The sequence below is a fragment of the Brevundimonas sp. genome, from assembly GCF_031412435.1.
Lineage (GTDB): Bacteria > Pseudomonadota > Alphaproteobacteria > Caulobacterales > Caulobacteraceae > Brevundimonas.
Genome location: NZ_JANODA010000042.1, coordinates 1 through 26,830 on the forward strand (window position 1 = coordinate 1; position 26,830 = coordinate 26,830).

The window sequence follows — 26,830 nt, forward strand, 5'->3', positions numbered from 1 at the left end:
TCGTACGGCTCGGGCTACGGCGGCAACGCTTTGCTCGGCAAGAAATGCTACGCGTTGCGGATCGCCAGCGTCATGGCCCGCGATGAGGGCTGGCTCGCCGAGCACATGCTGATCCTCAAGCTGACCCCGCCGCCCAACGGCAAGGCGGCGGAGCCGGTCTACATCGCCGCCGCCTTCCCCAGCGCCTGCGGCAAGACCAACCTCGCCATGCTGCAGCCGACGCTGAAGGGCTGGAAGGCGGAGACGGTCGGCGACGACATCGCCTGGATGCGCTTTGGCGAGGACGGGCGGCTCTACGCGATCAATCCCGAGGCCGGGTTCTTCGGCGTCGCCCCGGGCACGGGCGAGAAGACCAACAAGAACGCGATGGAGACGCTCAGGGAGAACGTCGTCTTCACCAACGTGGCGCTGACCGACGACGGCGACGTCTGGTGGGAAGGGATGACCGAACAAGCGCCCGCCCGGCTGACCGACTGGCGCGGCCGCGAATGGACGCCCGAGACGCCCGGGCCCGCGGCCCACGCCAACGCCCGCTTCGCGGTTCCTGCCGGACAGTGTCCCTCGATCGCGGCGGAGTGGGAGGACCCCCGCGGCGTGCCGATCAGCGCGATCCTGTTCGGCGGCCGCCGCGCCACCAGCGTGCCGCTGGTGACCGAAGCATACGACTGGCGCCATGGCGTGTATCTCGCGTCGAACGTCGCCTCCGAGGGGACCGCAGCGGCGGAGAACGCCATCGGCGAGATCCGTCGCGATCCCTTCGCCATGCTGCCCATCTGCGGCTACAACATGGGCGACTACTTCGCCCACTGGCTGGCCCTCGGCGAAAAGGCCGATCCGGCCAAGCTGCCGGGCGTCTATTTCGTCAACTGGTTCCGCAAGGATGAGGACGGTCGGTTCGTGTGGCCGGGCTTCGGCGACAACGCCCGCGTCCTGAAGTGGATATCCGAGCGTCTGGACGGCAAGGCCGAGGCTGTGGACACGGCCGTCGGCCGCGTGCCGACGCGGGCCGCGCTGGACCTCGAAGGGCTGTCGCTGTCGGACACGGCGCTGTCGACCCTGCTGGACGTCGATGTGGACGTCTGGTCCGAAGAGGCGGCCCTGATCCCGGAGTTCTACGCCCAGTTCGCCGAGCGCTTGCCGACCGCCCTGTGGCGTCAGCACGACGCTCTGGTGGATCGCCTGGACGCGGCCCGGGACCTGAGGTCCGCCGGGCTTGCGGCTGAGTAAGGCTTGAAATCGCCGCACGGCCGGTCGAAGGACCGGCCGTGGCGGACATCTCCTGTGACATCGTGGTGGTCGGGGCCGGCGTGCTGGGCCTTTCGGTCGCCGCCGAACTGACTGCGCGCGGGCATGATGTCCGCGTGGTCGATCCAGGAGGGCCGAACGCTTCGTCGGTCGCGGCCGGTATGATCGCTCCGGCCTTCGAGAGCCTGATGGACGGCGCTGACGCCGCCCGCTCTGCGTTGCTGCGCGATGCGGCGGCGCTGTGGCCGGCCTTCGCCGCGCGGTCAGGACTGGTGCTGGACATGACGCCGGCCGGGTGGCGTGGGGCGGATGCGGGCGAGGTCGCCGAAGCGCTCAGCCGTCTGGGGTTCCCGGTCAAGGCGGAGGGCGATGTCGTCCGGGCAGAAAGCGATGTGCGCATCGACGCTGAAGCCGCCCTCAAGGCGCTGAAGGTCGGACTGGGCGGGGCGCTCGTTGTCGCCGCTGCACGGAGCGCCGAATGGAAGGCGGAGGGCTGGTGGGTCGAGACCACCGCCGGGCCGATCGAAGCTCGCAGGCTGGTCATCGCCACCGGTGTAGCCGCCGCATTGCCGGGCCTCCCCCAATCGGTCGCGAGCATCATCGACGGGATCGAGCCGATCGCCGGGCAGATCGGGCGGTCCTGCGTACCCCTGACCGATCGGGTGGTGCGAGGCCACGGGGGCTACCTCGCGCCGGCGGCGTCAGGGTCTCTGATCGGGGCGACGATGGTTCGCGGCAGTCGTGAGACGGCGGCCGATCCGGCGGCCTCCGCAAGGCTGGTTGAGGTTGCCGTGCGCCTGTCAGGAGCTTCCGTACCGGAGGTCGAGTGGCGCGGCGGCGTGCGCGGTGCGACGGCGGATGGCCTGCCGCTGGCGGGGCCGGTCGGGGACGGACTGCATCTGGCGCTGGCACCGAGGCGGAACGGATGGCTGCTGGGGCCGCTTGTGGCGCGGGTCGTGGCGGACGGAATCGAAGGGCGGCCGCGCGGAGCTCATGCAGCCGCCCTCGATCCGCTGAGGTTCAGTCTTCCGGCAGGTTGAAGCGGATGCCGATGCTGACCTGGGCGCCGTCAACGGCCTGGCCGTCCACCGTTTGCGGGCTCATGCGGAAGTAGCGAGAGAGCTGCTGGGCGGAGCGGCCGAAGCCATAGCCTCCCGGCGTTTCCGACACGACGGTGCAACCCGTGACGGTGCCCGCCGCCTGGACGCGGCAGCTGAGGGTGGCCGAGCCCCCGACCTCGGCGATGAGAGCGCGCGAGGGGTAGGCGCGGGTCAACTGGTCGCCGTTTGGACGGCTGATCCACTGCGGCGAGCGGATGACCGGGGGGCCGCGGGGTGCGTCGACTGCGGGTTCGCTGGCCGTGCCGGTCGCTGCCGTCGGATCGACAAGGACAGTGGTGTTGATCACCGTGCCGGTCGCGGCCGTCGGGATATCCGGGATGACCGTGGTCAGGGGCTCGACGTTGGCGGGCGGCGTCTCAGGACGATGCACCGGCGGATTCGGCGCCGGTGGGTCCATGGAGACGACCGGGGGCGGCGGCTTGCGTTCGAGCACGATCACGGTGCCGTCGATGACTTGCGGCTCGCTGCGATCCGGCAGGGTCTTGAGTTCGAACCGTTGATAATAGAGCGCGGTCCCAATTCCGATGTGAGCCAGGGCGACCACGCCGATGGCGATCCAGGTCGTGCGGGGTAGGGGCTTTCGCCGCTCGCCGAAGTCAATGGGGCTGACCAGTCCGGAGCCGCCTGCGGTTTGCATCATCATGGCCGTCACTTCCCTCTCAGTGCCGCTCCCCAGCAACCCACGGGAGAATGACGCGCGCGGTCCGTGGCGGGATTGGGGCGTCCGAAACCCCCGTTTCTGACTGATCATCGATCAGCTGTCTCTGTGGCCGGGAAGCAGCGGCGTTAACGGACATTAACGCTCGATTAACCATGATCTCCGAACTTGTACGTATGAGCGTCGGAGCGATTCCAGCGTCGGGAGGGGTGGAGGCCGCGATTCGTCGCGCCGCCAGCAGCACCGGCGTGGACTACGACTTCCTGATGCGCACGGCGCGGCGGGAGAGTTCGTTCAATCCCAATGCCAAGGCTCCCACCTCCTCGGCGTCAGGCCTGTTCCAGTTCATCGAGCAGACCTGGCTGGCGACGGTCAAACAGCATGGCGCCAAACACGGTTACGGCCAGTACGCAGACCTGATCCATCGCGGCTCCGACGGGCGCTGGCGAGTGGAAGGCTCGGCGCGGAACGTGGTGCTGGACCTGCGGTTCGACCCGCAGGCCGCCTCGACCATGGCGGGCGAGCTGACGGCGTCGAACGCCGCCTATTTGCGCGGCCGGACCGGGAGGGAGCCGGGGGCGGGCGATCTCTACGCCGCCCACTTCCTGGGACCTGCAGGCGCCGCCCAGATCATGGAGGCCATGACGACACGGCCGGGATCAAGCGCCGTGGCCATGTTCCCGCAAGCGGCGGCGGCCAACCGCTCGATCTTCTATCGCGACGGGCGGGCGGCGACCGTGGCCGAGGTGCACGCCAATCTGCAGCGGTCGGCAGGTGAGGGGTCGGTCGTAGCGCCGACCGGGCCGCAGGCGCCGCTGCTGAGCGAACAGGATCAGGCCCTGGCGGCGCGTCTGGACCGGCTGAAACAGGACCAGAGCCTGCTGGCCTTGCTGCTGGGTCAGGACGGAGACGGTAAGGGCGGGGGCTTCGGCGGCGCCTTCTCGCCCGAAGCCAAATCCGGCGTCTGAGCCCATAGTAAACCGGGTGTTAAGCCTGCAGGCTCACCGTGACGTCGTCCGATCGCGACTCGCCAGAAGAACCCCATGACCGCTCACCGCGCCCGCCTGACCGAGTTCGACATTCGCCGCCTGATCAAGGCGACTGACGACGACGACCGCGCTTCGGCCGCACACAAGCTGTGCCGCAGCATGGACAGGGTCGATCTGACCGACGAGGACCGCGAGGCGGCCCAGAAGATCATGCGCGTTCTGGCCAACGACGCCGCCGAACTGGTGCGCCGGGCGCTGGCGGTGACGCTGAAGAGTTCAGACCTGCTGCCGCGCGACGTAGCCAGGATCCTGGCCGCCGATGTGGATTCCATCGCCCTGCCGATCATCGGATCGTCGCCTGTTTTCACCGACGAGGACCTGATCGAGATCGTGCGCGCCGGATCGGCCGTTCGTCAGGTCGCGATCGCGGCCCGTCCGACCGTGTCGCGGGACGTGGCGGATGTGTTGAGCTCCGACGGGTGCGAGACTGCGGTGCGGACCCTGGCGTCCAACGACAACGCCGACATTTCCGAAGCGGCGATGGGCAAGGTGGTCGACCGGTTCGGCGACACGCCCGAGGTCGTGGCGGCGCTGGCCTATCGCCAGGTCCTGCCGCTGGATATCACCGAACGGCTGGTCGCCCTGGCGTCGGACGCGGTGCGCGAGCACCTGATCACCCGCCACGCCGTTGCGCCCGAGACCGCGATCCGCCTGTCGAGCTTCGCTCGGGAACGCGCCACCGTCGATCTGATCGACCAAGCGGGGGCAAGCGCCGATCTGGCGACCTTCGTGTCGCAGCTGAATGCGCGCAAGGCCCTGACGGCTTCGCTGCTGCTGCGGGCCCTGGCGCGGGGCAAGATGACCCTGTTCGAGCATGGGGTGGCGGAGTTGTCGTCTACGCCGCACCAACGGGCCTGGCTGATGGTGCATGACGCCGGGCCGTTGGGGCTGAAGGCGATCTATGACCGTGCCGGACTGCCGCCGCGCCTGTTCCAGGCCTTCCGGGCGGGCGTCGACACCTGGCGTCAGCTGTCGGCTGAAGGCGCGGATACGTCGGGCGAGGCGTTCCGCGAGCGGATGCTGGAACGGTTCCTGACCCAGCGCCCGAACGCGCCGAGAGATGACCTGGCCTATCTGATGGAACGGCTGGATCAGCCGGCCATGGCGGCCGGGCGGATATCGGCGGCGAACGCGGCTTAGGGCGATCGTCCGCTACGTCCGGACGAAAATTAGCGGACAATTCGGACGAAACGGTTAGTCGCCGAAGGAAGATCAGGGGCTTGGCTTAAAGCGTTTGTCCGAGAGCCCCTGTTTCGGATGGTTTTGCTCGCGGCGTCGCGCTGGGTTGTCAAAGACCCGGGCGTGGACGTGGGTGTCGCGGGCCGACATACAAGGCCTGAGCAAGAATAAATTCCGCACAGACCCGCCGCATTCCCCTTCTCCCCAGGGGGAGGGATAGGTCAGCCGGCCCGGTGCGCCGCGACCTTGGCTTCCAGGGTTTCCGACAGGACGCGGCCCGTAGGGTGGTCGTCGGTCTGGATCTGGTCGCGGACGACGGCGCGGATGGCGTCGATGTGAGCGTCAATCAGCATCATTGGGGCTTCGAGGCGCTTGGTCGGATCGTCCAGCAGCTTGCACAGCGAACCGGCGAGGCGGGTGACCAGGGGATACTGGTAGGTGGCGCCGAGACCCTTCAGGTCGTGGGCGCGGAAATACAGGCCCTCGGCGGTCTGGGTGTTGTAGCCCTCGGTGCGGATCGCGACCTGGGCGGCGTCCAGCTTGGTGATCTCGTCTTGCAGCCACTGGCCGAACTGGCTGGACATCGCCTTCAAGGCCTCTTCAGCCTTGGCGATGGCATCGGCGTTGATGCCGCCGAAGCCGCCGCCGACCTTGGCGCGCAGCATGTTGGGCGGGCGAATGACCTGGGCCGGGTTGCTCACGACGAACTCCTGAGAACTAACCCGCACAAGATGCACGGCGGCCCTTAAGAACCCGTGACTCGTGGTCAGCCGGTGAATTGTTCGGCCAGAACACGTTCCTCGAACGACCGCCCGGCATCGAACAGCATGGTCAGGCCGACGTCACGGCGTTCCTTGACGGCGACCTTCACGACCTGACGGATCTCCAGCCCGTCCGCCACGGCGCTGACAGGGCGTTTGTCGGCCTCCAGAACCTCGAACTCCACCCTGGCGCGGTGGGAAAGGAGGGCTCCGCGCCAGCGACGCGGGCGGAAGGCGCTGATCGGCGTCAGCGCCAGCATGCGGGCGTCCAGAGGAATGATCGGACCGTGTGCCGACAGGTTGTAGGCTGTCGAGCCGGCGGGCGTGGCGACCATGCAACCGTCACAGGCCAGTTCCTCCAGCCGGACCTTGCCGTCGACGCTGATCCTGAGCTTCGCCGACTGGCGGGTCTGGCGCAGCAAAGAGACCTCGTTGATGGCCAGGCCCGTGTGCGTCTCCCCAGTCCCGGTCACTGCGTCCATCTGCAATGGGTGGATGACCGCACGTCCGGCGGCGGCGATTCTTTCGGGCAGCCCTTCCTCATCGTAGTCGTTCATCAGGAACCCGACCGAGCCCTGGTTCATGCCGTAGACGGGAATCTTTCGCATCAGGTTGGTGTGCAGGGTCTCGAGCATGAAGCCGTCGCCGCCCAGGGCCACGATGACGTCAGCCTGGGCCTCGGTGACCGAGCCGTAGCGCTCGGCAAGCCGCTCGCGGGCCAGCAAGGCCTCGGGCCGGTCGCTGGCGCAGAAGGCGATCCGGAGAGATGACGGGTCTATGCTCACCCCGCACGAGAAGCGGAGCCGGGCCGGGAAGTCAAACGCCGTCGCGGTCGTTCAGGAGCCGATGTGACCCATCAGGGCGCGGAATTCGCGCATGGCGGCGGACGGAGGCAAGGTCATGCGACCCGCATAGCCTTCGTCGCCGTCGCCGGGCCAGCCGCCGTTCAGCTTGCGAATCTCGTCGAGCACGGCCGGGAAGACGGCGCGGTCAATGCCGACGGCGGCGCAGGCCAGGAACAGGGCGTCAGGGCTGGGGCGCACGATCGCAGCGCGGATGTGAGTGATCGGGAAACCGCCGAGGGCCGCAATGCCGTGTTCGAACAGGGTGAGGCGTTTCTCGCGGACGGCGCGGATCAGGAAACCGGCGCGCAGCTGGCCGGCGCTCTGCAGCTTGGCGACGAGACGGCGTTCCATCTCTTCGGGATCGGTGACTTCGGCGGCGTCGAGCCCTAGCGGTTCGGCTCCCGCCGGAGGGGCGGGACGGACGACGGCGTCGATGGCCTCGGCCAGCTTGCTTTCGTCGACCCGGAAACGCTCGCCTATGGCTTCGCGCAGGGACTGGCCCACCCACTGATAGAGTTGCGTCGCCAGGGCGTCATTCAAGCGCGGGTGGCGGGTCAGGGGGGCGCGCAGAGCGGCCACACGACGCGACTGTTCGACGAGGCGGCCCAGAGCGTCTTCGCTGACCTCGGCGGTCTTGTTGCCGGCCAGCGCCGTGAGACTGGCCGGTTCGCCGCGGTCGATGATGGCGTCGGCCACGCGGCCGCTGATCCGCGGACGACGGGCGACCTCGATCTGATGCTCGATGGTGGCCTCGACCAGCACGCGCAGGAGGTCCTGATCCTTGAGGAGCGGGCTCTGGGCGATGACGGGGCGGGCGATCTCGATCTCGTCGAGCGCCAGCATGGCGATCAGGGCGGGTGGGGCCCATTCGGCGGCGGCGAGGCTGTCCGACAGAGCCTTTCGGATATCGCGTTCGGCCTGACGGGCGATGACCATGAAGATCTCGCCGAGAATGGGGGAGGCCTCGGCGCCGGGCGGGGTTGCGTCGCACAAGGCCGCGATGCCGAGCAGCAACCTGCGGCGATCGTCCACGCCCTTGCCGCGCGCCAGCTCAAGCAGATGCTGGGCGGAAGACAGGGCCTCCGCGTCCGGAGAGCGATGGGACTGTAGCTGCACGACAGCGGTCACGGCGAACTCCGGCCGGACATAAGCATCCGAGCAGTTTCCAGCTTGACCGCAGGTGGTGAAAACTCGGTTAATGAAGCCTGAATGTCGTTCGCCTTGACCCGATCCGGTGTTGGGGCGACGGTGTCTGCCTCGCCCGCCAAGAGGCTTTGGAGGAAATCATGGCCGACGGCGCCGCCCAGTCTCTGAAATCCCGAGTGTCGGCCGAGGAATGGCAGGCGCGGGTCGATCTGGCCGCCTTGTATCGGCTCGTCGCTCTGCACGGGTGGGACGACATGATCTTCACCCATATCTCGGCGCGTGTCCCGGGGCCGGAACATCACTTCCTGATCAACCCCTACGGCTTCTATTTCGAGGAGATCACCGCCTCATCGCTGGTGAAGGTCGATCTGGAGGGGAACATCGTCCAGGAGACGCAGAGTTTCATAAACCCGGCCGGGTTCACCATCCACTCGGCGATCCATGGCGCGCGAGAGGATGCGCATTTCGTCATCCACCTGCACACCGTGGCCGGCGTCGGCGTGGCGGCGCAGCAGGAGGGGCTGCTGCCGATCGGCCAGAACGCCTGCCTGCTGCAGCATCAGGTCGCTTACCACGGCTACGAGGGGCTGGCGTTGAACCACGACGAGCGCGAGCGGCTGGTGGCGGATCTGGGCGACAAGCCGCTGATGCTGCTGCGTAACCACGGGACGCTGGCGGTCGGTCAGACGGCGGCGGCGGCCTGGGTCGGGATGTTCTTCCTTGAGCGGGCCTGCGCCCAGCAGGTTGCGGCCCTGTCCGGCGGACGCGAGCATGTGCTGATGGCGCCCGACGCAGCCCAGGCCGAGACGAAAGAGCAGGGCCGTGGGATCAGCTTCATCTCCGCCCTGGCCTGGCCCGGGGCGTTGCGGCTGCTGGATCGGAAATCACCAGGCTACGACGCCTGATGCTGCATCGCTGCCTCGCGGGCCTGTTGCTCGCGACGGCGGCCTCGTCGGCCTCGGCCAACGCCTGGACCCAGCCAAAGGGAAAGGGACAGGTGATCGTCAAGGGGGAGGCGATGCGGGCCAGGGAGGGTTACGACCCGTCCGGCGCCGTCTTGCCCCTGCCGACGGAACGCGCGGATCGGTCGCTGGGCGTGTTCGCCGAATACGGGCTGACCGAGACGCTGACGGTCCAGTTCAAGGGGGACTGGCAGTCGGGAGAGGACGCCTTCGTCGACTATGAAGGGCGGGGGCCGGTCGAACTCGGATTGACGTGGCAGGCGTACCGCGACGATCGCAACGCCGTCAGCCTTTATGCCAGCTATTCGCTGTCCGGCGACGGGCGCAACGCGGGCTACGCTGCGCCGGGCGTGGGCAAGCAGGACTGGGAGGTGCGGGTCTCCGCCGGCCGGTCGCTGGGCGGGCCGGGCCGGGGGCTGGCAGGCGGCTGGGGACCGGATCGATCGTTCGTGGAGGTGCAGGCGGCGAGGCGGATGCGCGACGGACTGCCCGACGAGACGCGGGCGGATGTCACAATCGGGAGCCACTTCGGCGAAGGCTGGATGGTGCTGGGTCAGGCGTTCGGCGGAATAACGGACGGGAACGGCTCACGCTGGCTGTCAGTGGAGACCTCGGTCGTGCGGAACCTGGGGCCATGGAGCCTGCAGGCCGGGTGGCGACGAACCGTCGCGGGACGGGAGACGCCGCTCGCGGAAGGCGCGGTCATCGCGCTGTGGCGGCGGTTCTGATCCGCGACAGTGTGGCGCGACGGAAACCGGAACGGCAGACGTTACAAACTCTTTAGGTTGCCTCGGAGGGCGGAATGGTTATGCCGGGCCGCTCGCTCGCTCCCCCGCTGCTGATAGAGACCGTACCGCGTGATCAGACGTCATTTGTTCCTCGTCATCGCCGCCGCCGTGCTCGGTCTGATGATCGTCGCGGCCGTGTTGCGCGTCGCTTTCGCCGGGGATGAGGGCGGGGCAGGCGGAACGGGCGGAGGTCGGGGCGGACCTGGCGGCGGGCGCGGCCAGACCGTGTCGGAGGCCGTGGTGACGCTGCGGCCCTTCAGCGACCAGATCAATGTCCTCGGCGTGGCGCGCGGACGCCGCTCTGTGAACATCACCTCCAGTACTTCCGAACTGATCACCGCCGTCCTGTTCAGCGACGGTCAGCGGGTGGCCGCGGGAACACCGCTGGTCCAGTTGCAGGCGCGCGAGGAAGACGCCTCGATCATTCAGGCCCGCGCCCAGGTCGCTCAGGCCCAGCGCGAGTACGACCGGTTCAGGGAGCTGGCCGAGCGGGGAGTCGCTCCCCGGGTCTCCGCCGAGGACGCCGAAACGGCGCTGGAAACGGCCCAAGCCTCGTTGTCGGCGGCCGAGGCGCGTCGCGGCGACCGGATGATCCGGGCGCCGTTCGCGGGGACCCTGGGCCTGTCGACGGTGACGGCGGGCACTTTGATCAGCCCCGGAGCGGTCATCGCCACCCTTGACGACACCTCGATCATCCGCGTCGATTTTCCGGTGCCGGAACGCTATCTCGGCGTGCTGCGTCAGGGGCTGCCGATCGTGGCCACGGCCGACGCCTATGGGGCGGAACAATTCTCGGGGCGGATCGCCCTGATCGACACCCGGATCAACGAGACGACACGCGCCGTGACGGCCCGCGCCGAATTCCCCAATCCCGGCGGACGGATCCGCCCCGGGATGCTGATGCGGGTCGGCATCCAGCAGGGCCAGCGGCAGACGCCGTCGGTGCCTGAATCCGCGATCCAGTACGAAGGCGATGGCGCGTTCGTGTATCGCATCGCCGCCGGTGAGCGCGGTTCCACGGCCCAGCGAGTGACGGTCGAGACCGGCGCCGTCGAGAACGGCTTTGTCGAAATCGTCTCGGGTCTTTCGGCCAATGACCGCGTGGTCGGCTCCGGCCTGAACCGCATCCAGCCCAATGCGCCGATCACGGTGGCGGGGGCGGGCGTTGCTCGCGGCGCCCCGGCTCAGGCTGCGGCTCCGCAGGCGGCCGCACGATGATGCTCTCCGACGTCTCCGTCCGGCGGCCGGTGTTTGCGGCCGTGGCCGCGATCGTGCTTTGCGTGATCGGGGCGGCGGCCTTCTTCTTCCTCCCGGTGCGGGAACTGCCGGACGTCGATCCGCCGATCGTCTCGGTCTCGACCAGTTATGCCGGAGCCTCGGCCGAGGTCATCGAGAACCGGATCACCGAGCCGATCGAACAGCAGGTCGCCGGCATCCAGGGGGTGGAGCGGATCACCTCGTCCAGCCGGGACGGCCGGTCGAACGTGACAATCGAATTCGCCCTGGATCGCGACATCGACGTCGCGGCCTCGGACGTGCGCGACCGGGTCAGCCGCGTGCAGGGCCGCCTGCCTGACCAGGCCCAGCCGCCGGAAGTCGCCAAGGCAGACAGCGACAGCCAGCCGATCATGATCCTGTTCCTGCGGTCGTCGTCGATGAACCGGCTGGAGCTGACCGACTACGCCGACCGCAACCTGCTGGACCGTCTGGCGACCGTGCCGGGCGTGGCCCAGGCCCAGATTTATGGCGAGCAGCGCTACGCCATGCGCATCTGGCTGGACGCCGCCGCCATGGGCGCGCGCGGCCTGACCGTCTCCGACGTCGAACAGGCCCTGACCAGCCAGAACGTCGAACTGCCCGCCGGCGCGCTGGAGTCAACGGACAAGGACTATACCGTTCGGGTGGCCCGCACCTATGCGCGACCCCAGGACTTCGCCCAGTTGCCGATCGGCACGGGCGGATCGGCCTCGATCGGCTCGGCCGGCGCCTCGGGCTCGGTCTCGACCGGCTCGATACCCAACGGTTCGGGCGCGACCGGCGCCCTGCAGGCCCGTGCGAACTACGTCACGCGTCTGGGCGATATCGCCCGCGTCGAGGAAGGCCCGGCCGAAGCGCGCCGCCTGTTCCGCGGCAACGGCCTGGACCAGATCGGCCTGGCCGTGACCCGTCAGGCCCAGTCGAACGACCTGGAAATCTCCAAGGGCGTCGAAGCCCTGGTCGAGGAGTTGCAGGGCACCCTGCCGCCGGGGACCGAGCTCGTCGTCGGATCGGACAATTCGGTCTTCACCTCGCACGCGATCGACGAGGTGTGGATCACCATCGGCATCTCCATGGTGCTGGTGGCCCTGGTGAACTTCATCTTCCTGGGGAGCTTCCGCGCGGCCCTGATCCCTTCGATCGTCGCGCCGATCTGCCTGTTGTCGACCTTCATCGTTCTGGCGCCGCTGGGCTTCTCGCTGAACCTGCTGACCCTTCTGGCGCTGGTGCTGGCCATCGGTCTGGTGGTCGATGACGCCATCGTCGTGACCGAGAACATCCAGCGTCGCCTCGACCACGGCGAACCGCCGCTGGTGGCCGCAGAGCGCGGCACGCGTCAGGTCTTCTTCGCCGTCATCGCCACGACCGTGACCCTGCTGGCCGTGTTCGCCCCCCTGCTGTTCCTGCCGGGATACGTCGGGCGGCTGTTCGTCGAGCTGGCGGCGGCCATCGCCGCGGCCGTGGCCTTCTCCGCCTTCCTGGCGCTGAGCCTGTCGCCGATGCTGGCGTCAAAGATACTGAAACCCGCAGCGGGTTCGGGCTGGGTCGCCCGCAACGTCGATCGCGCGATGGATGGCCTGAAAAACTCCTACGCCCACTCCCTCGACGCCATGGTCGGCAGGCGCGCGGCCGTTATCGGCGTCGGCGCGCTGATCCTGCTGGTCGGCGGCGGGGCTGGATTGATGTTTATGACCCTGCCTGACGAACTGGTGCCGCCAGAAGATCGAGGACGGGTGCAGATCCGCGTCGCCGGTCCGGAAGGCGCCGGCTTCGACTACACCCGCCAGATCATGTTGGGCCTTGAGCCCATCCTGGCGGAGTACAAGGACGCGGGCGAGGTCGAAAGTTTCCTGATTTCCGCCCCGGGCTTCGGTGGCGGCAGCTACAACTCGGGCAATGCCTCGCTGATACTGAAGGACTGGTCGGAGCGCTCGCGTTCGGCGGACGAAATCGCCCAGGAGCTGAACGGCAAGCTGCGCACCCAGACGGGCGCCCAGGTCAACGCGTCGACGCCCGGGGCCTTCCAGCGTGGCGGCGGCGGCGGCGGCGGAAACTCGATCGAACTGATCGCCACAGGCGCGGAGTACGAGGAGATCTACAACTGGCTGCAACCGCTTCTGGCGGCGTCGCTGGATAACCCGGGATTCTCGCGCCCGCGTCTGAACTACGAGCCCAATGCGCCCCGTCTGCTGGTCGATGTCGATCCCGAGAAGGCCGCCGCCCTCGGCGTGTCTTCGCAGGAGATCGGCCGGACGCTGGAGACCATGTTCGGATCCCGTCTGGCCACGACCTACATCCGTGGCGGTCAGGAATATGACGTCATTCTGCAGACCGAGCGGGCCAATCGCACCTCTGTCGGGGATCTTGAACGGCTGTATGTGGGGGCGGGGTCCGGCGCCCTGGTGCCGCTGTCGTCGGTGGTCACGACCCAGACTTCGGGCGATACGCCCGATCGTCGTCGCCTCGACCGCCAGCGGGCGATCACCCTGTCGGCTGACCTGAACCCCGGAATGACGATCGCCGATGCCGTGGCCTTCATGGAACAGCAGATCGCCGAGCAGCCGCAGGGGGTCGTCACGATCCAGTACGGCGGCGCGGCCCGCGATCAGCAGGAGGCCGGCGGCGCCGTGGCCTGGGCGTTCGGCCTGGCGCTGTTGCTGGTCTTCCTTGTGCTGGCCGCCCAGTTCGAGAGCTGGATCACCCCTGCGGTGATCATGCTGACCGTACCTCTGGCGGCGGCCGGCGGGCTGTTCGGCCTGCTGATGGCAGGGTCGAGCCTGAATATCTATTCCCAGATCGGGCTGATCATCCTGATCGGGATCGCGGCCAAGAACGGCATCCTGATCGTGGAGTTCGCCAACCAGCTGCGGGATCAGGGCCGGTCGATCAAGGAGGCTATCGTCGAGAGTTCGGCGTTGCGTCTGCGTCCGATCATCATGACCTCGATCGCCACGGCGTTCGGCGCCCTGCCGCTGGTTCTGTGGCAGGGGGCGGGGGCGGGCAGCCGCCAGACCATCGGCGTGGTGATCTTCACCGGGGCCATGTTCTCGACCCTGCTGACGTTGTTCGTGGTGCCGGTGATCTATGGGGCCCTGGCCCGCTTCACCAAATCGCCCGAATACACAGCCCGCAAGATCGAGGAGTGGGAGGCCCAGGAAGCCACCGCCAACGATCCGGTCCCGGCGGCGGCCGAATAGGTCGCACTGGACGAAGCGGCTTCGCTCCTGATAAGCGTTCGCAGAAATCGGAGCACCGCCGGGGTGGGCGGGCGAGCCGCAGAGAACGAGCGTCATGAGCAATGTCATTTCCCTGAGCGAGGCACGGCTGGGCGACCGGGGGGTTATCACCCGGGTCGGCACGGTCGGCGGCGATGAGCATGGCGCCGAACTGGAACGCCGGCTGCTCGAGCTTGGATTCGTCGAAGGGGCGCAGGTCCAGCTTCTGCACCAGGGCTTTTTCGGCCGGGATCCGATGGCCTTGAAAGTTGATGACATGCGTGTGGCCCTGCGTCGGCACGAGGCGCGAGGCCTGACGGTCGAACTGTTCGCCGAAGCCGCCGAATAGATGGACGTCGCTGTCAGGCCCGTGCGGGTCGCCCTGGTCGGAAACCCCAACTCGGGCAAGACCGCCCTGTTCAATGCCCTGACCGGCGCCCACCAGAAGGTGGCCAACTACGCCGGCGTCACGGTCGAGCGTAAGGAGGGCCGCATCCAGTCCGCCTCGGGCCGGTCCATGTCCGTGCTGGACCTGCCGGGCACCTATTCACTGCGCGCGCGGAGCCCGGACGAAGAGGTCACCCGCGACGCCGTGCTGGGACGGCTTCAGGGCGAGGCCGTGCCCGATGTGATCGTGGCCGTTGCCGATGCGACCAATCTGCGTCTGGTGCTGCGGCTGATCCTGGAGCTGAAGGCTGTCGGCCGGCCGATGGTGCTGGCGCTCAACATGTACGATATCGCCCAGCGGCAGGGGCTGCGGATCGATCTGGAGACGCTGCGCGCCGAGCTGGGCGTTCCGATCGTGACCACGGTGGCGACGCGCAAGCGCGGCATCGAGGAACTGGTGGCCGAGATCGAGACGGCCGTCGGGCCGGGCTGGGTCTCCGAAGGCGATACCTGGACCGCGCCGGACGCCGAGGCCATTCGCGGCGCGCACAAGCGGGCCGAGCAGATCATGCGGGCGGCGGTGCGTGCGCCGGAGCGCCCGGACACATTGACCGGCAAGATCGACGGCGTCCTGCTGCATCCGGTCATCGGCCTGGTCATCCTGATGGCCCTGCTGTTCGTCATGTTCCAGGCCGTGTTCGCCTGGGCGACGCCGGCGATGGACGGGATCGAGGCGGGCTTCGGCCTGATCGGGGCTGGCGTCAGCGCGGTTGTGCCGGACAGCGGGCCGGTCTGGCCGCTGGTTCAGAGCCTGATCGTCGACGGGGTGATCGCAGGCGTCGGCGGCGTACTCGTCTTCCTGCCGCAGATCGTGATCCTGTTCGCCTTCATCATCCTGCTGGAAGACTTCGGCTACATGGCCCGGGCGGCCTTCCTGATGGACCGGATCATGGGCGGGGCGGGGCTGCATGGACGGGCCTTCATTCCGCTGCTGTCCAGCTTCGCCTGCGCCATTCCGGGGATCATGGCGGCGCGGGTGATCGACGCCAAGCGGGACCGGCTGACGACCATCATGGTCGCGCCCCTGATGACCTGTTCGGCGCGCATCCCGGTCTACACACTGATCATCGGGGCCTTCATTCCGCAGGAGACGGTCTGGGGCTTCGCCAACCTGCAGGGGCTGGTGATGTTCGGCCTCTATGCGGCAGGGATCGTGTCGGCGCTGCTGGTCTCGTTCGTGATCCGCAAGGTGTTCTGGCGGGGGGCGGTGGAGCCCTTCATGATGGAGCTGCCGGCCTACAAGGCTCCCGACGTGAAGTCGGTTCTGCTGAACCTGTGGATCAGGGCCCGGATCTTCATGGAGCGGGCGGCGCGGATCATCCTGCCGCTGATGATCCTGGTCTGGGCCGCCTCGACCTTTCCGTATCCGCCCGAGGGCGCGACCCTGCCTGCCATCGACTATTCCTTCGCCGGGATGATCGGGCATGCGCTGGAGCCCTTGTTCGCCCCCATCGGCTTCAACTGGCAGATGGTGGTGGCCCTGGTGCCCGGGATGGCGGCGCGTGAGGTGGCCGTAGCCGCCCTGGGCACCGTCTATTCGGTGGCGGATGCGGAGGCCGTCGGCAGCCTGCTGGGCGCGACCCTGGCGGCGCAGTGGTCGCTGGCGACGGGCCTCAGCTTCCTGGCCTGGTATGTCTTCGCGCCCCAGTGCGTGGCGACGCTCGGCGTGGTGAAGCGGGAGCTGAACAGCTGGAAATGGATGTGGGTCATGGTCGTCTACATGTTCGCCCTGGCCTATCTGGCGTCGTTCGCCACCTACCGGATCGCGGTGGCGCTGGGCGGGGGCTGACGGGTAAGGGGGGACCATGTCTTCCGTCGTCCTCGCCATCGTCATGGGCCTGCTGGGCCTGATCTTCGGCAGCTTCATCGCCGCGGTGACCGTGCGCATGCCGAGGGACGAAGAGATCGTCGTGAAGCCGTCGCACTGCATGAGCTGCGGCGCGACTCTGAAGCCGTGGCAGCTGGTTCCCGTGATCAGCTGGCTGGTTCAGCGCGGCCGCTGCGCTGTGTGCGGTGCGGCCGTGTCCCCGCGCTATATCCTGATCGAGTGCGCGGCGGCGGCCATCGGCGTCTGGGCGGCGCTGTGGGGATACGACGGCGGCTGGCTTCTGGTCGGGGCGACGGCGGCCCTGGGGTGGCAGCTTCTGCTCATCGCCCTGATCGATGCCGAGAATTTCTGGCTGCCGGATGAGTTAACCCTGCCGCTGATCGCGACCGGGTTGATCGCGGCGGCCTTGCTGGCCCGGGGCTGGCCGATCCCGCAACTGGTCGGGGCCGTCGTCGGGTTCGGCATCCTGTGGCTTCTGGCCGAGGTCTATCGCCGGGCGCGGGGCCGGGAAGGGCTCGGCGGGGGCGATCCAATCCTGTTCGCAGGCGCCGGGGCCTGGGTCGGGTGGACCGGACTTCCGACGGTCCTGCTCTGGGCCTGTGCGGCGGGTTTCAGCATCGTCCTGACCCTGCTGATCACCCGGCGGAAGGTCGAGATGACGCAGAAGCTGCCGTTCGGGACCTTTCTGGCCATCGGGATATGGCTGACCTGGCTGTACGGGCCGTTCGGGGCCTGAACCTTCCGGACTGCAAAACACCGTCCGAAGCGTCCGAACCGTCCGAAGCGTTCGCTCTATCGATGCCAAAGACCGTGTATCGCGGTTCTGGCATGTGGGTGCGTCGAGAGCGGACGCAAGGGTCGCCTCAGCGCCCGGTTACCAGCTTCACGACGATATGGGCCGTGGTGTCGATGATGGCGTCTGGCGGGGTGTCGCCGCGTCGCATCAGGTCGAAACCGGCGGCGACTGATTCCACCAGGTTGGCGACCTCGTAGGAGGTCAGGCGCGGATCCAGGCCAGGCGCATGGTAGCCGGTCGCGTGGGCCACGGCGATGCGCCGCTCCAGTGACAGGTGGACCCGGCGCAGGCGGCGGATACGGGCCTCGACGAACCCCACCTCACCCTTGTCGGCCAGCATGTGCTCGATGCGCAGGACCGGGCCGTGTTCGCGCCAGATCAGCAGCACGTCCATGACGTAGTCCCGGGCGGCGCCGAAGGCCTGATCCGCCGACCAGTCGCCCTCGAGGTGGCGCGACAGGGGGGCGAAGTCGACGGCCGCCGCTTCGCACAGGGCCAGAACCGGCTCTTCCACCGTCTTGAAATAGGTGTAGAAATTGGACGGGGACACGCCCGCTTCCAGGGCCACGTCGGCGACGCGGATCTCGCCCAGGTGCTGACGATCCAGCAGACGTCGGGTCGCGTCCAGGATCGCGGCGCGCGTCTTTCCGCCCCGCGCGCCGATGCGGTGTCCCAGCTTGTTGATCGCGCGTTCGGCCATGGGGAGGAGGCCCGGAGTAAGGGTGGCGCCGGCTGCGGGATTGCCCCCGCGACATCCGCTCGGCAGCCAGCGTCACTGCGTTTTGCATGGTTTGACATTGGCCGTCAAAGCAACGCTCTGACTATGTGACCGGCGGGTCCGGCGCATTCACGAGGGGTTCGGCGCGTCATGGCCGGGCTTCGTCTCGCAGCCGCTTTACGGACGCGGCCCCCGGGCACAGTGTCCAAGAAATTGGAGGCCGACATGCGTTCCGGCATTCTCGCCATGGCCGCCGCGGCTGGGTTGACCCTTTTCGCGCCGGGAAATGCGCACGCCGAGACCATCGACGTCGCTCGTTTTCGTCAGCTCCGGGCCGAGGGCGTCGCAGCGGCCAGCTCGGGCGATCTGGAGGCGGCGGCCGACAGGTTGAGGCAGGCGGCGGCGATCATGCCGACCCACACGGGCCTGATTCTGATGCAGGCCAGGATCGCGGCCGCGGGCGGTCACGCGCCAGAGGCGATTGTCTTTCTGTCTCGCTATGCGGACTTCGGCCTGATCGCGGATATCGCTGCCGATCCGCTGTTTGCCGAGGTCGTCGTTGATTCGGGCTTCGCGCCCGTCGCGGAACAGTTGAGGCGGAATCGAGCCTCGGTGGGCGAACCGTCGGCGATCCTCCGGGATGATCAGCTCCATCTGCTGGAGGGGCTGGCGTGGAACAGCGGCGGCGACGAACTGCTGGTTTCCAGCATCCGTGACCATACCATCTATCGCATCGACGACGGCGGCCTCGTCCCGTGGCTGCAGCCGGCGCAGTCGCTGGGAATCTATGGGCTCGCGATCGATGAGGGGGGGGATCGGCTGTGGGCCGCGTCGGTCGGATCACCGGAGTCGGGCGCGACCGATACGGCTGATACGGGCCGCACTGAGCTTCTGGAGATCGAGCTGTCGTCCGGTCGAATCCTGGCGCGCCATGCGCCGCCGCCCGCTCCGCGCCGGAACTTCGGCGATGTCGCCGTGGCGGGCGACGGGACTGTCTCGGTGTCCGATTCCACCACGGGCGAAGTCTTCCTGTTGCGTCCGGGCGGAAGTGGTCTGGAGCCGCTGATCGGTCCGGGCGCATTCGGCTCGCCGCAGGGAATGGCTTTTTCGCCAGACGCCGGACTGCTGCTGATCGCCGACTATTCGGCCGGGCTCTACCGGATCGACCTGCGCACGCGAGAGGTTGCCCCGGTCATGATGCCGGATGGACTGACGCTGATTTCGACGGACGGCATGGCGCTGTCGGGCGACGGTGCGCTCTGGCTGGTCCAGAACGGCGTCTCGCCCAGCCGGCTGATGCGCCTGGAGCTGACATCCGACTGGCGAGGGGTCGTAGAGGCGACGGTCGAGGCCGCCAATCTGGAATATATGGACCAGCCCTCGGGCCTCGCGATCGGAGCAGACGCGGTGCTGTTTATCCAGCAGAGCCAGTGGGGCCGTTTCGACCGGGAAGGCCGCCCCCGTGCGGACCGGACCGATACGGCCGTGATCTCGGCCCTGCCTCTGGCGCGTCTGGGAAAGTGACCGGGAACGGCGTCCCGACGCCCGAAACCCGCGTCTGCAATGCGACGAAGGCCTCCGGTTTGCGACAAAGCGGCGGTGCGGCGCGACGACTCCGTGGCGGTCCGGGGTAGGTTCAATGCCACAGACCGGGGCGAAGGCCATGAAACGCAAAGCGATCATCACCCTCGATTTCGAATGCCAGGACTTCCTGGAGGCCCGCGTGCGCGAGGCCGAAATTCGTCGCTATGTCGAAGGCCTGCGCGAGACTTTCGCGGCAGTCGACCTGCGGGTCACGGAGCGGCGTCCGCGCCTGTCGAAGCGGGCGGAAACCCCGCGCGTCTATCAGGGTCCGCAGTCAGCTGTGAACTGAGCCCGGCCCTGTCGTAGCCCATCCCCGGGAGGGAGGACATGCAGATACACCAGCTTCAATCGCCGCAGGTCAGATGGAGCCGCCATTTGCAGCCCCCGCCGAACGTCGAGCCGCAGGCGACGGTTCTCCTGCTCGATCAGGATCATGCGCTGCTGGCGGACCTCGGCGGATTTCTGGAGCGGCAGGGGTTCGACGTTGCGACCGCCGTAGACGCGGAGGAGGCGCGAACGCTTCTGGGCGAACAGGACGTCGATCTGATGATCGTCGGGTCCTCGCCGACCATGCACGGGTTGCAACTGTTCCGCGCCCTGATGGCCGAGCACTCGATGCTGACCATCGTGTTGTCGGATGACGCCGACCTGACCGAGCGAATTCTGGCGCTGGAGGTCGGGGCCGACGACCTGCTTCAGCGGCCCTGCAATCATCGCGAGCTGCTGGCGCGGATGCGAGCCCTGCTGAGGCGCGCGACGGTGGGGCGACATGGCCGGGTCTCGCCCGACGCGTCCTGGCTGTTGAGTTCCAGACTGCGCACTGTGACCAGGCCGGACAGGACCGTGATCGCACTGACTCCGGCTGAGTACACGATGCTGACAGACTTTCTGCAGAAGCCCGACCTTCTGATCACCCATGAGAATTCGAGCACGGTCCTGGGGCAGGTGCTGACCAATCCCAAGGGGGCGATGAGGACCAATATCGTCCGGCTGCGACGGACGCTGGGAGATCATGACGGGTCCATCGTCATGACCGCGCGGGGCAGGGGCTATTTCTTCGCCCCGCCCCTGGTCGAGGTCTAGCCCCGGCCCGCCAACGCAGCCGTCAGGCGCTGGGCGAGAGCGCGCCCCTTGTCCGTCAGAACGATGTGGCGGGCGCGACGGTCGGCCGCGTCGCTGAGCAGTTCCACCAGACCGTAGGCGGGGGCGAGGGCGCCCGGATCACCCGGCGAGGCCAGTTTGCGGATGCCGCGCGAGACCGTCGAATAGCTCTCTCCGCACTGGTGGGCGAGGTCGGCCATCAGCAGGCCCTCGTTGCGGGCGGTGATGAGGAACATGACGACCTGGTTCAGCCGCATCTCCGGCGCGGTCCGGGTGACGAGGGCGAGACAGGCGAGGAGGCTGGAGCCGGCAGCGGTTTCTGAAGGGGAGAGGTGAACCATGAACCGCTTCGGGACCGGTAGAACGAACAGCTCCAGCCTAGGACGATCCCGCCGGGACCCGTCGCCCGGAACGGTCGGTTCGCCGCATTGTCCGACCGTTCGTCGCTTTCGACGGGACTCCCGCCGCAAGCTGTCGGGCGTGCGGCCCGCGCATTGCATATTCGTCGCGTGGCGGCGCCGCTTGGTCGCAGAGCCTTTGATCTCCCGGCCTTTTCGTGGCCCCTTGCATCAGACTCCGGAAGACGACACCGCCCATGCCGACTGCATCTTCAACCACGGGCGATCAGAACCGCTACGAGCGGATGATGGTCTATCTGTGCGTGATCATCTGGGTCGCGCACGGCGCCATCCAGGCGGGGCGCGCCGTCTTCCTGGGTTCCACCAGCGACCCGGGCTCCATGCTGGCCCGCGCCTGCACGACGGCCGCGGGGGTGATCATCACCCTGACCATGCTGGCGTTGCTTCGCCGGTTTCGAGGGGGTGGGATTCTGGACGAGTTCAGGCGCGCGGCCCTCGCCTCGCTCGTGGCCTGCGTCCCGCAGACAGCGCTGAACGAGACCTTCTTCAAGCTGTGGTCGGCCTACTACGAGGTCAAGCCGGAACTCTATCTCTCGGCGTCCGAATTCATTCCGACCTATTTTGGCTTCCTGTGGATCTTCATGGCGTGGGCGGCGCTGTACGCGGCTCTGGTCGGGTCGGAGAGCCTGCGGCTCCAGGACAGGGCGATGGCCGATGCGCGGGAGGCGGCCCAGCAGGCCAGGCTCGCGGCGCTGCGCTACCAGATCCAGCCGCACTTCCTGTTCAATGCGTTGAACGCGATCTCCGGTCTGATCGGGGAGGGGCGCGCGCGCGAGGCGGACGAGGCCCTGTTGCGACTGGCCGCCTTCTACCGACACACCCTGGCCGCCGCGCCACGCGAGTTCGTCAGCCTGACTGCCGAGGTCGATGCCCAGCGCCTTTATCTGTCGATCGAGGAGGTCCGCTTTTCCGACCGGCTGAAGACCAGCATCGTCGTCGCTCCGGAGACCGAGGGCGCGCTCGTGCCAAGCCTGATCCTTCAGCCGTTCGTCGAGAACGCCATCAAGCACGGCCTGGCCTGTTCGACAGGAACGACGGTCGTGGAAATCCGGGCCGATTGCGAGGGGGGCCGGCTGAGGCTGACCATTTGCGACGACGCGCGAACGGAGAGCGTTCCCGCCGTGACCGGTCTGGGACGGAGCCTGCCGAATGTGCGTCAGAGGCTCGACATGATCTACGACGGCGACTTCGAAATGGCCTACGGCCCCCGCGCCGAAGGGGGATGGCGGGCCATGCTCAGCCTGCCGTTCGATGTCGAGGCGACCGCATGAAGGTTCTGATCGCTGACGATGAGCCGCTGGCGCTCAAGCGGCTGGAACAGGCGCTGGCCTGTATTCCCGAGGTCGAGATGGTGGGCGCCGTGCGGTCGGGCGGCGACGCCGAGCGGCTGATCCAGCAGCTTCGTCCCGATGTCGCGATCCTGGATATCCAGATGCCGGGCGTGGACGGGGTGACGCTTGTGGAGCGGCTGCAGCCGGCGGACCATATCCCGGAGATCATCTTCCTGACCGCCTTTTCGGAATACGCAGTCCGGGCGTTCGATATCGCGGCGGCCGACTACATCACCAAGCCGTTCGAGTTCGAGCGGCTGAGGGCCGCCGTGCGCAGGGCCAAGGTGAGGCTGGAGGCGCGCAGCGCCGACGACCGGTTCGCCCAGCTGCAGAAGCTGGTGGCGGCGTCGCAGGATGCGGCGAAGACGGCCCACTATGAGACCGAGATCTGGGTCCGCAAGGCGACGGGCCTGCACCGGCTGGCGCTGGACCAGGTCGACTATGTCGAGGCCCAGGGCGACTACGTCGAACTGCATCTGCAGGCGGCCTCGCATACGCTGCGGGACACGATCAGCTCGCTGGAGCAGCGGCTGGACCCCGCGCGCTTCCTGCGCTGCCACCGCTCGGTGATCGTGAACATGGAGCGGGTCCGGGGGCTGAGGCGCCGGACGGGCAAGGGCTTCATCCTGACCCTCTCGACCGGTAAGGAGCTCGTCGTGGGACCGAGCTATGTCGACCAGGTCACCCGGTCGATGAATATCCAGCGATCACGCTGAGGCGCGCCTGGCCGCCATCACCGTCGCCGACGGTTACCGAAAACCTGCCTTGCCCTGATGAGACCGGCGAAGGAGTTGTCCGGCCGCGAGCCCGGCAATTCTTGCGTTTAAGCAACCAGAACAGACGTATTGGCCAGTCGAAATAAACAAATTGTCAGCCGGCAAATAGTTCTAGTGTGTTCGAGCGGCGTCTTATTATAGTCATTTGCATGAGAACGTAATTCGACGGTTCCGTGACGAGTGTCATGTCGATAGTCTTCCTGCCAATCAGCAATCATCTGCATTCGGCAGCTTGCTGGTGTGTATCAACGGCCAGGACCGTGCGGAAGTCTCCGCAGGCGTCCCGGCGGCTCAGGAGGGCAGGTTTTGAGAACTCACTTCACCCGTCAACGACTGTTGGCGACGACCATTTTCACCGGCGCCTTGATGACCATGACGTCGCCAGCCTTCGCCCAGGACGCCGCGCCGGCGCAGGACGACGAAACCACCGAGGTGGAAGAGATCGTGGTCACCGGATCGCGTATCCGCCGTAGTGCGACCACAGCCCCGACACCCTTGATCCAGGTGACGCGGGAGGACATCGACCGGTCCGGCGAGGCCAATGTCATCGACTTCCTCGCCGATGTTCCGGCCCTGCAATTCTCGCAGGTGCCTGAAGACACCACAGGGGCCAATCTGAATGATGGCGGCCTGTCCCTGCTGAACCTGCGCAACCTCGGTGCAGCGAGGACCCTGACCCTCGTCGACGGTCGACGTCACGTCGGCTCGCAGCCCAACAGCCTCGCCGTAGACATCGACACCATCCCCCGGTTGCTGATCGAGAGTGTCGAGATCATCACGGGCGGCGCCGCCTCGGTCTACGGCGCTGACGCTGTCTCGGGCGTGGCCAACTTCATCCTCAAGGACGACTATGAGGGCCTGGAAGTCGACAGCGCCTGGGCCCAGATCAACCAGGACGGCCAGTCGTCGGAACGCCTCAGCGTCCTGTGGGGCCGGAACTTCTTCAACGACACCCTGAACGTCTATCTGACCGGCGAATACAAGCGCAACGACGAGGTGCAGGACAAGGACGTCGACTGGCGCCGCGAAGGCTGGACCCTGATCACCAACGATGTCGATCCGAACAGCGCCCCCAGCGACGGCGTGACCGATCGCATCCTGATCAACAACGCCCACACCTTCATTCGCGGCACCGATCGTGGTGGCATCACCATCCTGGCGACCTCCACCCAGCCGTCCCCGGCGGCCGACCCGGATCTGGCCTTCTCGACCTGCGCCACGGCGGCCCCGGGTGCGAACTGGTCCGGCAACTGCTTCTTCATCGCTCCGCCGAACCGCCTGACCAACGCCTTCCTCTACAACGACGCCGGTCAGACCATGCCGCTGCAGTTCGGCTCCACCCGCGCGGTGAACGGCAATGTCTCGAACGGCGGCAACGGCCAGCTGCTCAATACGCAGCAGGGCGGTAACAGCCGGCTGCCTGAGTCCCGGGAATGGCGCGCCCAGACAGGCTTCACCTGGGACATGACCGATCGCGTCACCCTGTTCGGGGAGGCCAAGTACGCCGAGGACGAGACCTTCGACTCGGGTCAACGCACCTTCTATGACTTCAACATCTACCAGACCCCGGTCGGCGGGATTAACCCGATCACCTCCGGAGGGGCCCTCGGCATCGGTCTGGACAACGCCTATCTGCCGGCCGACGTCCGTCTGGCGATCCAGAACAACGTCCGCACGGTCTACAATGCGGCGGGGGCCATCACCGGCACAGTCGCCGATCCCCGCGCCCAGCATAAGCTGTATCCCACGGACCGGACCCAGACCAACAATCGCGACCTGCAGCGCTATGTGCTGGGACTGCGCGGCGAGGCCGGAGATCTCGGCTTCGTGCGGAACGTCAACTGGGAAATCGGCTACACCTTCGGCGAGATGAACAACCGCAACGTCGAGGTCGCCGACGGCTATCTCGAGGTTCAGTCCGCCGCTGACGCCGTCGTCGATACGGCCGGGATCGTCAACGGCCGGCCCGGCGAGATCGTTTGCCGCGTTCGCCTGCTGAAGGCCCAGGGTCGTCCCCGGCCGGCGCCCGCCCTGGGGACCTACCAGTACACGGACGAGATCATCGACAACTGCGTGCCTATGAGGATCTTCGGCCCCGGCGGGATTTCCGACGCCGCACGGGACTACATCGGCGCTGAAATCGTCAAGACCGACCAGAACCGGCAGCAGGACTTCCTCGCCTTCGCGTCGGGAAATCTGTGGGACTTCTGGGGGGCCGGCGAGATCGGATTCGCCCTCGGTGTCGAAAGCCGCAAGGAATCGACCTCGGGCAACGGCCGTGACGACAACGGCGCCGTCAATCGGCTGCTGTTCCTGAACACGGGGCCGGGGTTCCCCGCCGTGTCGTATGAGACCCGCGAGGCCTTCGTCGAACTGCGCCTTCCGCTGCTGAAGGACAGCTGGCTGGGACGGTCGGCGGAGATTTCGGGCTCGTACCGGACGTCGGACTACAGTTCGATCGGGCTTCAGGACACCTATTCGATCCAGGGGTCGTGGCGTCCTGTCGATGATCTTCTGCTCCGGGCGACCCAGAACACCTCGATCCGGGTTCCGGACCTCGGCGAACTCTACGCCCCTCAGACCCAGACCTTCGCCAACGGCTTCGTCGACCCCTGCATCATCACGGTGATCAACGCCGTGGCCGACCCCACGACCCAGGCGAACCAGCGGGCCAACTGTCAGGCCCTGTCGAGGGCGGCCGGCTTCAACTTCAGCTTCAACTCCACCACGGCCCCGGACGCCTATCTTCCGGCCTATGGAACGGGCGGTATTGCCGGTCTTGCGGGGGGCAATCCCTTCCTCCAGGCGGAGACGTCGGACTCCTTCACCGTCTCGATGGTCTGGACGCCCCGTATGTTCCCGAACTTCTCGTTGGTGCTCGACTATTATGACATCGTGATCAACGACGCGATCGCCGCCACCACGGCTCAGCAGAACGCCACCCAGTGCGTGAGCGGCGCGACCATCAACGCCGCCGCCTGCGCCACCCTGACCCGCGACCCGAACACCTGGCTGGTGACGACCTTCGTTCAGGGCTCGCTGAACTACGCCAAGCTGACCGCCGAGGGTGTCGACTTCGCGACCCGGTTCAACTTCGAGCTGGAGGATGTCTTCGGCCACGACTGGGGCCGGATCGACTGGAACACGCGTGGATCCTACAATATCCAGCGTCAGGATTTCACCAACATCGCCAATCCGGCGGTGCACCTCGACCGGGAAGGCCTTTATCAGGATCCAACCGCCTCCTTCCTGTACAACGACTCGGTGGTCCGCTTCCTGTCGACCGTCGCCTGGTCCCCGACGGATCGTCTTTCCGTGTCGTGGGACTGGGACTGGCAGTCCAGCCAGGAGATCGAGGATGTCGATGTCCTGGTCGCCAACCCGGACCGCTATGACTCGGTCGAATATCTGGAGACCGGTGCGTTCAGCCAGCACGATTTCACCGTGCGCTACCAGATCCTCGACGACCTGACGGTCAATGCCGGGGTGATCAACGCCTTTGACCAGGAACCGGCCCGATGGCTGGGCAACACCACGGCCGACAATTTCGACCTGTTCGGCCGTCGCTTCTTCGTCAACGTCAACTACAAGGTCTGGTGAAACC

At 67.3% G+C, this 26,830-nt stretch carries 23 protein-coding genes; 17 read left to right on the forward strand and 6 right to left on the reverse strand.

Annotated features, from left to right (window positions below; genetic code table 11):
* The coding region (locus RMO01_RS07890) for a phosphoenolpyruvate carboxykinase (GTP) (protein WP_309628496.1) at nt 1–1,227 on the forward strand (1,227 nt) is incomplete at its 5' end.
* A 38-nt stretch (nt 1,228–1,265) separates the two neighbouring features.
* On the forward strand, nt 1,266–2,285 hold the full coding sequence (locus RMO01_RS07895) for an FAD-binding oxidoreductase (protein WP_309628497.1): 1,020 nt from the start codon (nt 1,266–1,268) through the stop codon (nt 2,283–2,285).
* Here the strand turns inward: RMO01_RS07895 and RMO01_RS07900 are convergent.
* Nucleotides 2,266–3,009 (reverse strand): TonB family protein, encoded by a 744-nt coding sequence (locus RMO01_RS07900; protein ID WP_309628498.1) that lies wholly within the window; start codon nt 3,007–3,009, stop codon nt 2,266–2,268. The genes RMO01_RS07895 and RMO01_RS07900 overlap by 20 nt on opposite strands.
* A 191-nt stretch (nt 3,010–3,200) precedes the next feature.
* Here RMO01_RS07900 and RMO01_RS07905 point away from each other — a divergent pair, with 191 nt between their 5' ends.
* Together RMO01_RS07905 and RMO01_RS07910 are read left to right on the forward strand one after the other, a co-directional pair.
* A complete protein-coding gene (locus RMO01_RS07905) occupies nt 3,201–3,992 on the forward strand; it encodes a transglycosylase SLT domain-containing protein (protein ID WP_309628499.1) in 792 nt (263 codons plus the stop codon).
* Between the two features lie 75 nt (nt 3,993–4,067).
* Nucleotides 4,068–5,213, forward strand: coding sequence for a DUF2336 domain-containing protein (locus RMO01_RS07910; RefSeq protein ID WP_309628500.1), 1,146 nt, complete (start codon nt 4,068–4,070; stop codon nt 5,211–5,213).
* Between the two features lie 260 nt (nt 5,214–5,473).
* Here RMO01_RS07910 and RMO01_RS07915 read toward each other — a convergent pair whose 3' ends face one another.
* The 3 genes from RMO01_RS07915 to RMO01_RS07925 all read right to left on the reverse strand — a co-directional run bounded on the left by RMO01_RS07915 (nt 5,474) and on the right by RMO01_RS07925 (nt 7,986).
* Complete coding sequence (locus RMO01_RS07915; protein ID WP_309628501.1) at nt 5,474–5,953, reverse strand: Hpt domain-containing protein; 480 nt, start codon at nt 5,951–5,953, stop codon at nt 5,474–5,476.
* 65 nt (nt 5,954–6,018) lie between these two features.
* Nucleotides 6,019–6,798 (reverse strand): NAD kinase, encoded by a 780-nt coding sequence (locus tag RMO01_RS07920; RefSeq protein WP_309628502.1) that lies wholly within the window; start codon nt 6,796–6,798, stop codon nt 6,019–6,021.
* 51 nt (nt 6,799–6,849) lie between these two features.
* Nucleotides 6,850–7,986, reverse strand: a complete 1,137-nt coding sequence (locus RMO01_RS07925; RefSeq protein ID WP_309628503.1) for a DUF2336 domain-containing protein — start codon at nt 7,984–7,986, stop codon at nt 6,850–6,852.
* Nucleotides 7,987–8,144: 158 nt separating this feature from the next.
* Between RMO01_RS07925 and RMO01_RS07930 the strand changes: the two genes are divergently transcribed.
* From RMO01_RS07930 to RMO01_RS07960, 7 genes are all read left to right on the forward strand, one after another.
* Complete coding sequence (locus RMO01_RS07930; protein WP_309628504.1) at nt 8,145–8,909, forward strand: class II aldolase/adducin family protein; 765 nt, start codon at nt 8,145–8,147, stop codon at nt 8,907–8,909.
* Nucleotides 8,909–9,694 carry a hypothetical protein gene (locus tag RMO01_RS07935; protein WP_309628505.1) on the forward strand — a complete coding sequence of 262 codons (786 nt, stop codon included), beginning with the start codon at nt 8,909–8,911 and terminating at the stop codon, nt 9,692–9,694. The genes RMO01_RS07930 and RMO01_RS07935 overlap by 1 nt, the downstream gene beginning before the upstream one ends.
* 129 nt (nt 9,695–9,823) lie before the next feature.
* Nucleotides 9,824–10,972 carry an efflux RND transporter periplasmic adaptor subunit gene (locus RMO01_RS07940; RefSeq protein WP_309628506.1) on the forward strand — a complete coding sequence of 383 codons (1,149 nt, stop codon included), beginning with the start codon at nt 9,824–9,826 and terminating at the stop codon, nt 10,970–10,972.
* A complete protein-coding gene (locus RMO01_RS07945; RefSeq protein ID WP_309628539.1) occupies nt 10,972–14,208 on the forward strand; it encodes an efflux RND transporter permease subunit in 3,237 nt (1,078 codons plus the stop codon). Before RMO01_RS07940 ends, RMO01_RS07945 begins: the two co-directional genes overlap by 1 nt.
* Before the next feature lie 94 nt (nt 14,209–14,302).
* Nucleotides 14,303–14,575, forward strand: a complete 273-nt coding sequence (locus RMO01_RS07950; protein WP_309628507.1) for a FeoA family protein — start codon at nt 14,303–14,305, stop codon at nt 14,573–14,575.
* Nucleotides 14,576–16,462: a ferrous iron transporter B gene (locus RMO01_RS07955; protein WP_309628508.1), complete on the forward strand. Its 1,887-nt coding sequence runs from the start codon at nt 14,576–14,578 to the stop codon at nt 16,460–16,462. It begins immediately after the preceding gene.
* Nucleotides 16,463–16,478: 16 nt separating this feature from the next.
* On the forward strand, nt 16,479–17,237 hold the full coding sequence (locus RMO01_RS07960; RefSeq protein ID WP_309628509.1) for an A24 family peptidase: 759 nt from the start codon (nt 16,479–16,481) through the stop codon (nt 17,235–17,237).
* Nucleotides 17,238–17,364: 127 nt separating this feature from the next.
* On the opposite strand, the gene RMO01_RS07965 is transcribed toward RMO01_RS07960, so the two are convergent.
* Entirely contained in the window at nt 17,365–17,997 is a 633-nt protein-coding gene (locus tag RMO01_RS07965; protein ID WP_309628510.1) for a TetR/AcrR family transcriptional regulator, read from the reverse strand.
* 243 nt (nt 17,998–18,240) lie between these two features.
* Here RMO01_RS07965 and RMO01_RS07970 point away from each other — a divergent pair, with 243 nt between their 5' ends.
* The 3 genes from RMO01_RS07970 (at nt 18,241) to RMO01_RS07980 (ending at nt 20,682) form a co-directional block, all read left to right on the forward strand.
* Nucleotides 18,241–19,539, forward strand: a complete 1,299-nt coding sequence (locus RMO01_RS07970; RefSeq protein WP_309628511.1) for a hypothetical protein — start codon at nt 18,241–18,243, stop codon at nt 19,537–19,539.
* Between the two features lie 139 nt (nt 19,540–19,678).
* Nucleotides 19,679–19,888 (forward strand): hypothetical protein, encoded by a 210-nt coding sequence (locus tag RMO01_RS07975; RefSeq protein ID WP_309628512.1) that lies wholly within the window; start codon nt 19,679–19,681, stop codon nt 19,886–19,888.
* Between the two features lie 86 nt (nt 19,889–19,974).
* Complete coding sequence (locus RMO01_RS07980) at nt 19,975–20,682, forward strand: response regulator transcription factor (protein ID WP_309628513.1); 708 nt, start codon at nt 19,975–19,977, stop codon at nt 20,680–20,682.
* Here RMO01_RS07980 and RMO01_RS07985 read toward each other — a convergent pair.
* Nucleotides 20,679–21,041, reverse strand: coding sequence for a MarR family winged helix-turn-helix transcriptional regulator (locus RMO01_RS07985; RefSeq protein ID WP_309628514.1), 363 nt, complete (start codon nt 21,039–21,041; stop codon nt 20,679–20,681). The genes RMO01_RS07980 and RMO01_RS07985 overlap by 4 nt on opposite strands.
* A 254-nt stretch (nt 21,042–21,295) precedes the next feature.
* Here RMO01_RS07985 and RMO01_RS07990 point away from each other — a divergent pair, with 254 nt between their 5' ends.
* From RMO01_RS07990 to RMO01_RS08000, 3 genes are all read left to right on the forward strand, one after another.
* Nucleotides 21,296–22,390 carry a histidine kinase gene (locus RMO01_RS07990; protein ID WP_309628515.1) on the forward strand — a complete coding sequence of 365 codons (1,095 nt, stop codon included), beginning with the start codon at nt 21,296–21,298 and terminating at the stop codon, nt 22,388–22,390.
* Nucleotides 22,387–23,166, forward strand: a complete 780-nt coding sequence (locus RMO01_RS07995) for a LytTR family DNA-binding domain-containing protein (protein ID WP_309628516.1) — start codon at nt 22,387–22,389, stop codon at nt 23,164–23,166. The genes RMO01_RS07990 and RMO01_RS07995 overlap by 4 nt, the downstream gene beginning before the upstream one ends.
* 426 nt (nt 23,167–23,592) lie before the next feature.
* A complete protein-coding gene (locus RMO01_RS08000; protein ID WP_309628517.1) occupies nt 23,593–26,826 on the forward strand; it encodes a TonB-dependent receptor domain-containing protein in 3,234 nt (1,077 codons plus the stop codon).
* The last annotated feature ends 4 nt before the right edge of the window (nt 26,827–26,830 follow it).

Coding starts and splice junctions, on each gene's coding strand:
- RMO01_RS07900 (WP_309628498.1), bottom strand. CDS start 3,009: ATGATGATGCAAACCGCAGGCGGCTCCGGACTGGTCAGCCCCATTGAC.
- RMO01_RS07905 (WP_309628499.1), top strand. CDS start 3,201: ATGAGCGTCGGAGCGATTCCAGCGTCGGGAGGGGTGGAGGCCGCGATT.
- RMO01_RS07910 (WP_309628500.1), top strand. CDS start 4,068: ATGACCGCTCACCGCGCCCGCCTGACCGAGTTCGACATTCGCCGCCTG.
- RMO01_RS07930 (WP_309628504.1), top strand. CDS start 8,145: ATGGCCGACGGCGCCGCCCAGTCTCTGAAATCCCGAGTGTCGGCCGAG.
- RMO01_RS07935 (WP_309628505.1), top strand. CDS start 8,909: ATGCTGCATCGCTGCCTCGCGGGCCTGTTGCTCGCGACGGCGGCCTCG.
- RMO01_RS07945 (WP_309628539.1), top strand. CDS start 10,972: ATGCTCTCCGACGTCTCCGTCCGGCGGCCGGTGTTTGCGGCCGTGGCC.
- RMO01_RS07950 (WP_309628507.1), top strand. CDS start 14,303: ATGAGCAATGTCATTTCCCTGAGCGAGGCACGGCTGGGCGACCGGGGG.
- RMO01_RS07955 (WP_309628508.1), top strand. CDS start 14,576: ATGGACGTCGCTGTCAGGCCCGTGCGGGTCGCCCTGGTCGGAAACCCC.
- RMO01_RS07960 (WP_309628509.1), top strand. CDS start 16,479: ATGTCTTCCGTCGTCCTCGCCATCGTCATGGGCCTGCTGGGCCTGATC.
- RMO01_RS07965 (WP_309628510.1), bottom strand. CDS start 17,997: ATGGCCGAACGCGCGATCAACAAGCTGGGACACCGCATCGGCGCGCGG.
- RMO01_RS07970 (WP_309628511.1), top strand. CDS start 18,241: ATGCGTTCCGGCATTCTCGCCATGGCCGCCGCGGCTGGGTTGACCCTT.
- RMO01_RS07975 (WP_309628512.1), top strand. CDS start 19,679: ATGAAACGCAAAGCGATCATCACCCTCGATTTCGAATGCCAGGACTTC.
- RMO01_RS07985 (WP_309628514.1), bottom strand. CDS start 21,041: ATGGTTCACCTCTCCCCTTCAGAAACCGCTGCCGGCTCCAGCCTCCTC.
- RMO01_RS07990 (WP_309628515.1), top strand. CDS start 21,296: ATGCCGACTGCATCTTCAACCACGGGCGATCAGAACCGCTACGAGCGG.
- RMO01_RS07995 (WP_309628516.1), top strand. CDS start 22,387: ATGAAGGTTCTGATCGCTGACGATGAGCCGCTGGCGCTCAAGCGGCTG.
- RMO01_RS08000 (WP_309628517.1), top strand. CDS start 23,593: ATGACCATGACGTCGCCAGCCTTCGCCCAGGACGCCGCGCCGGCGCAG.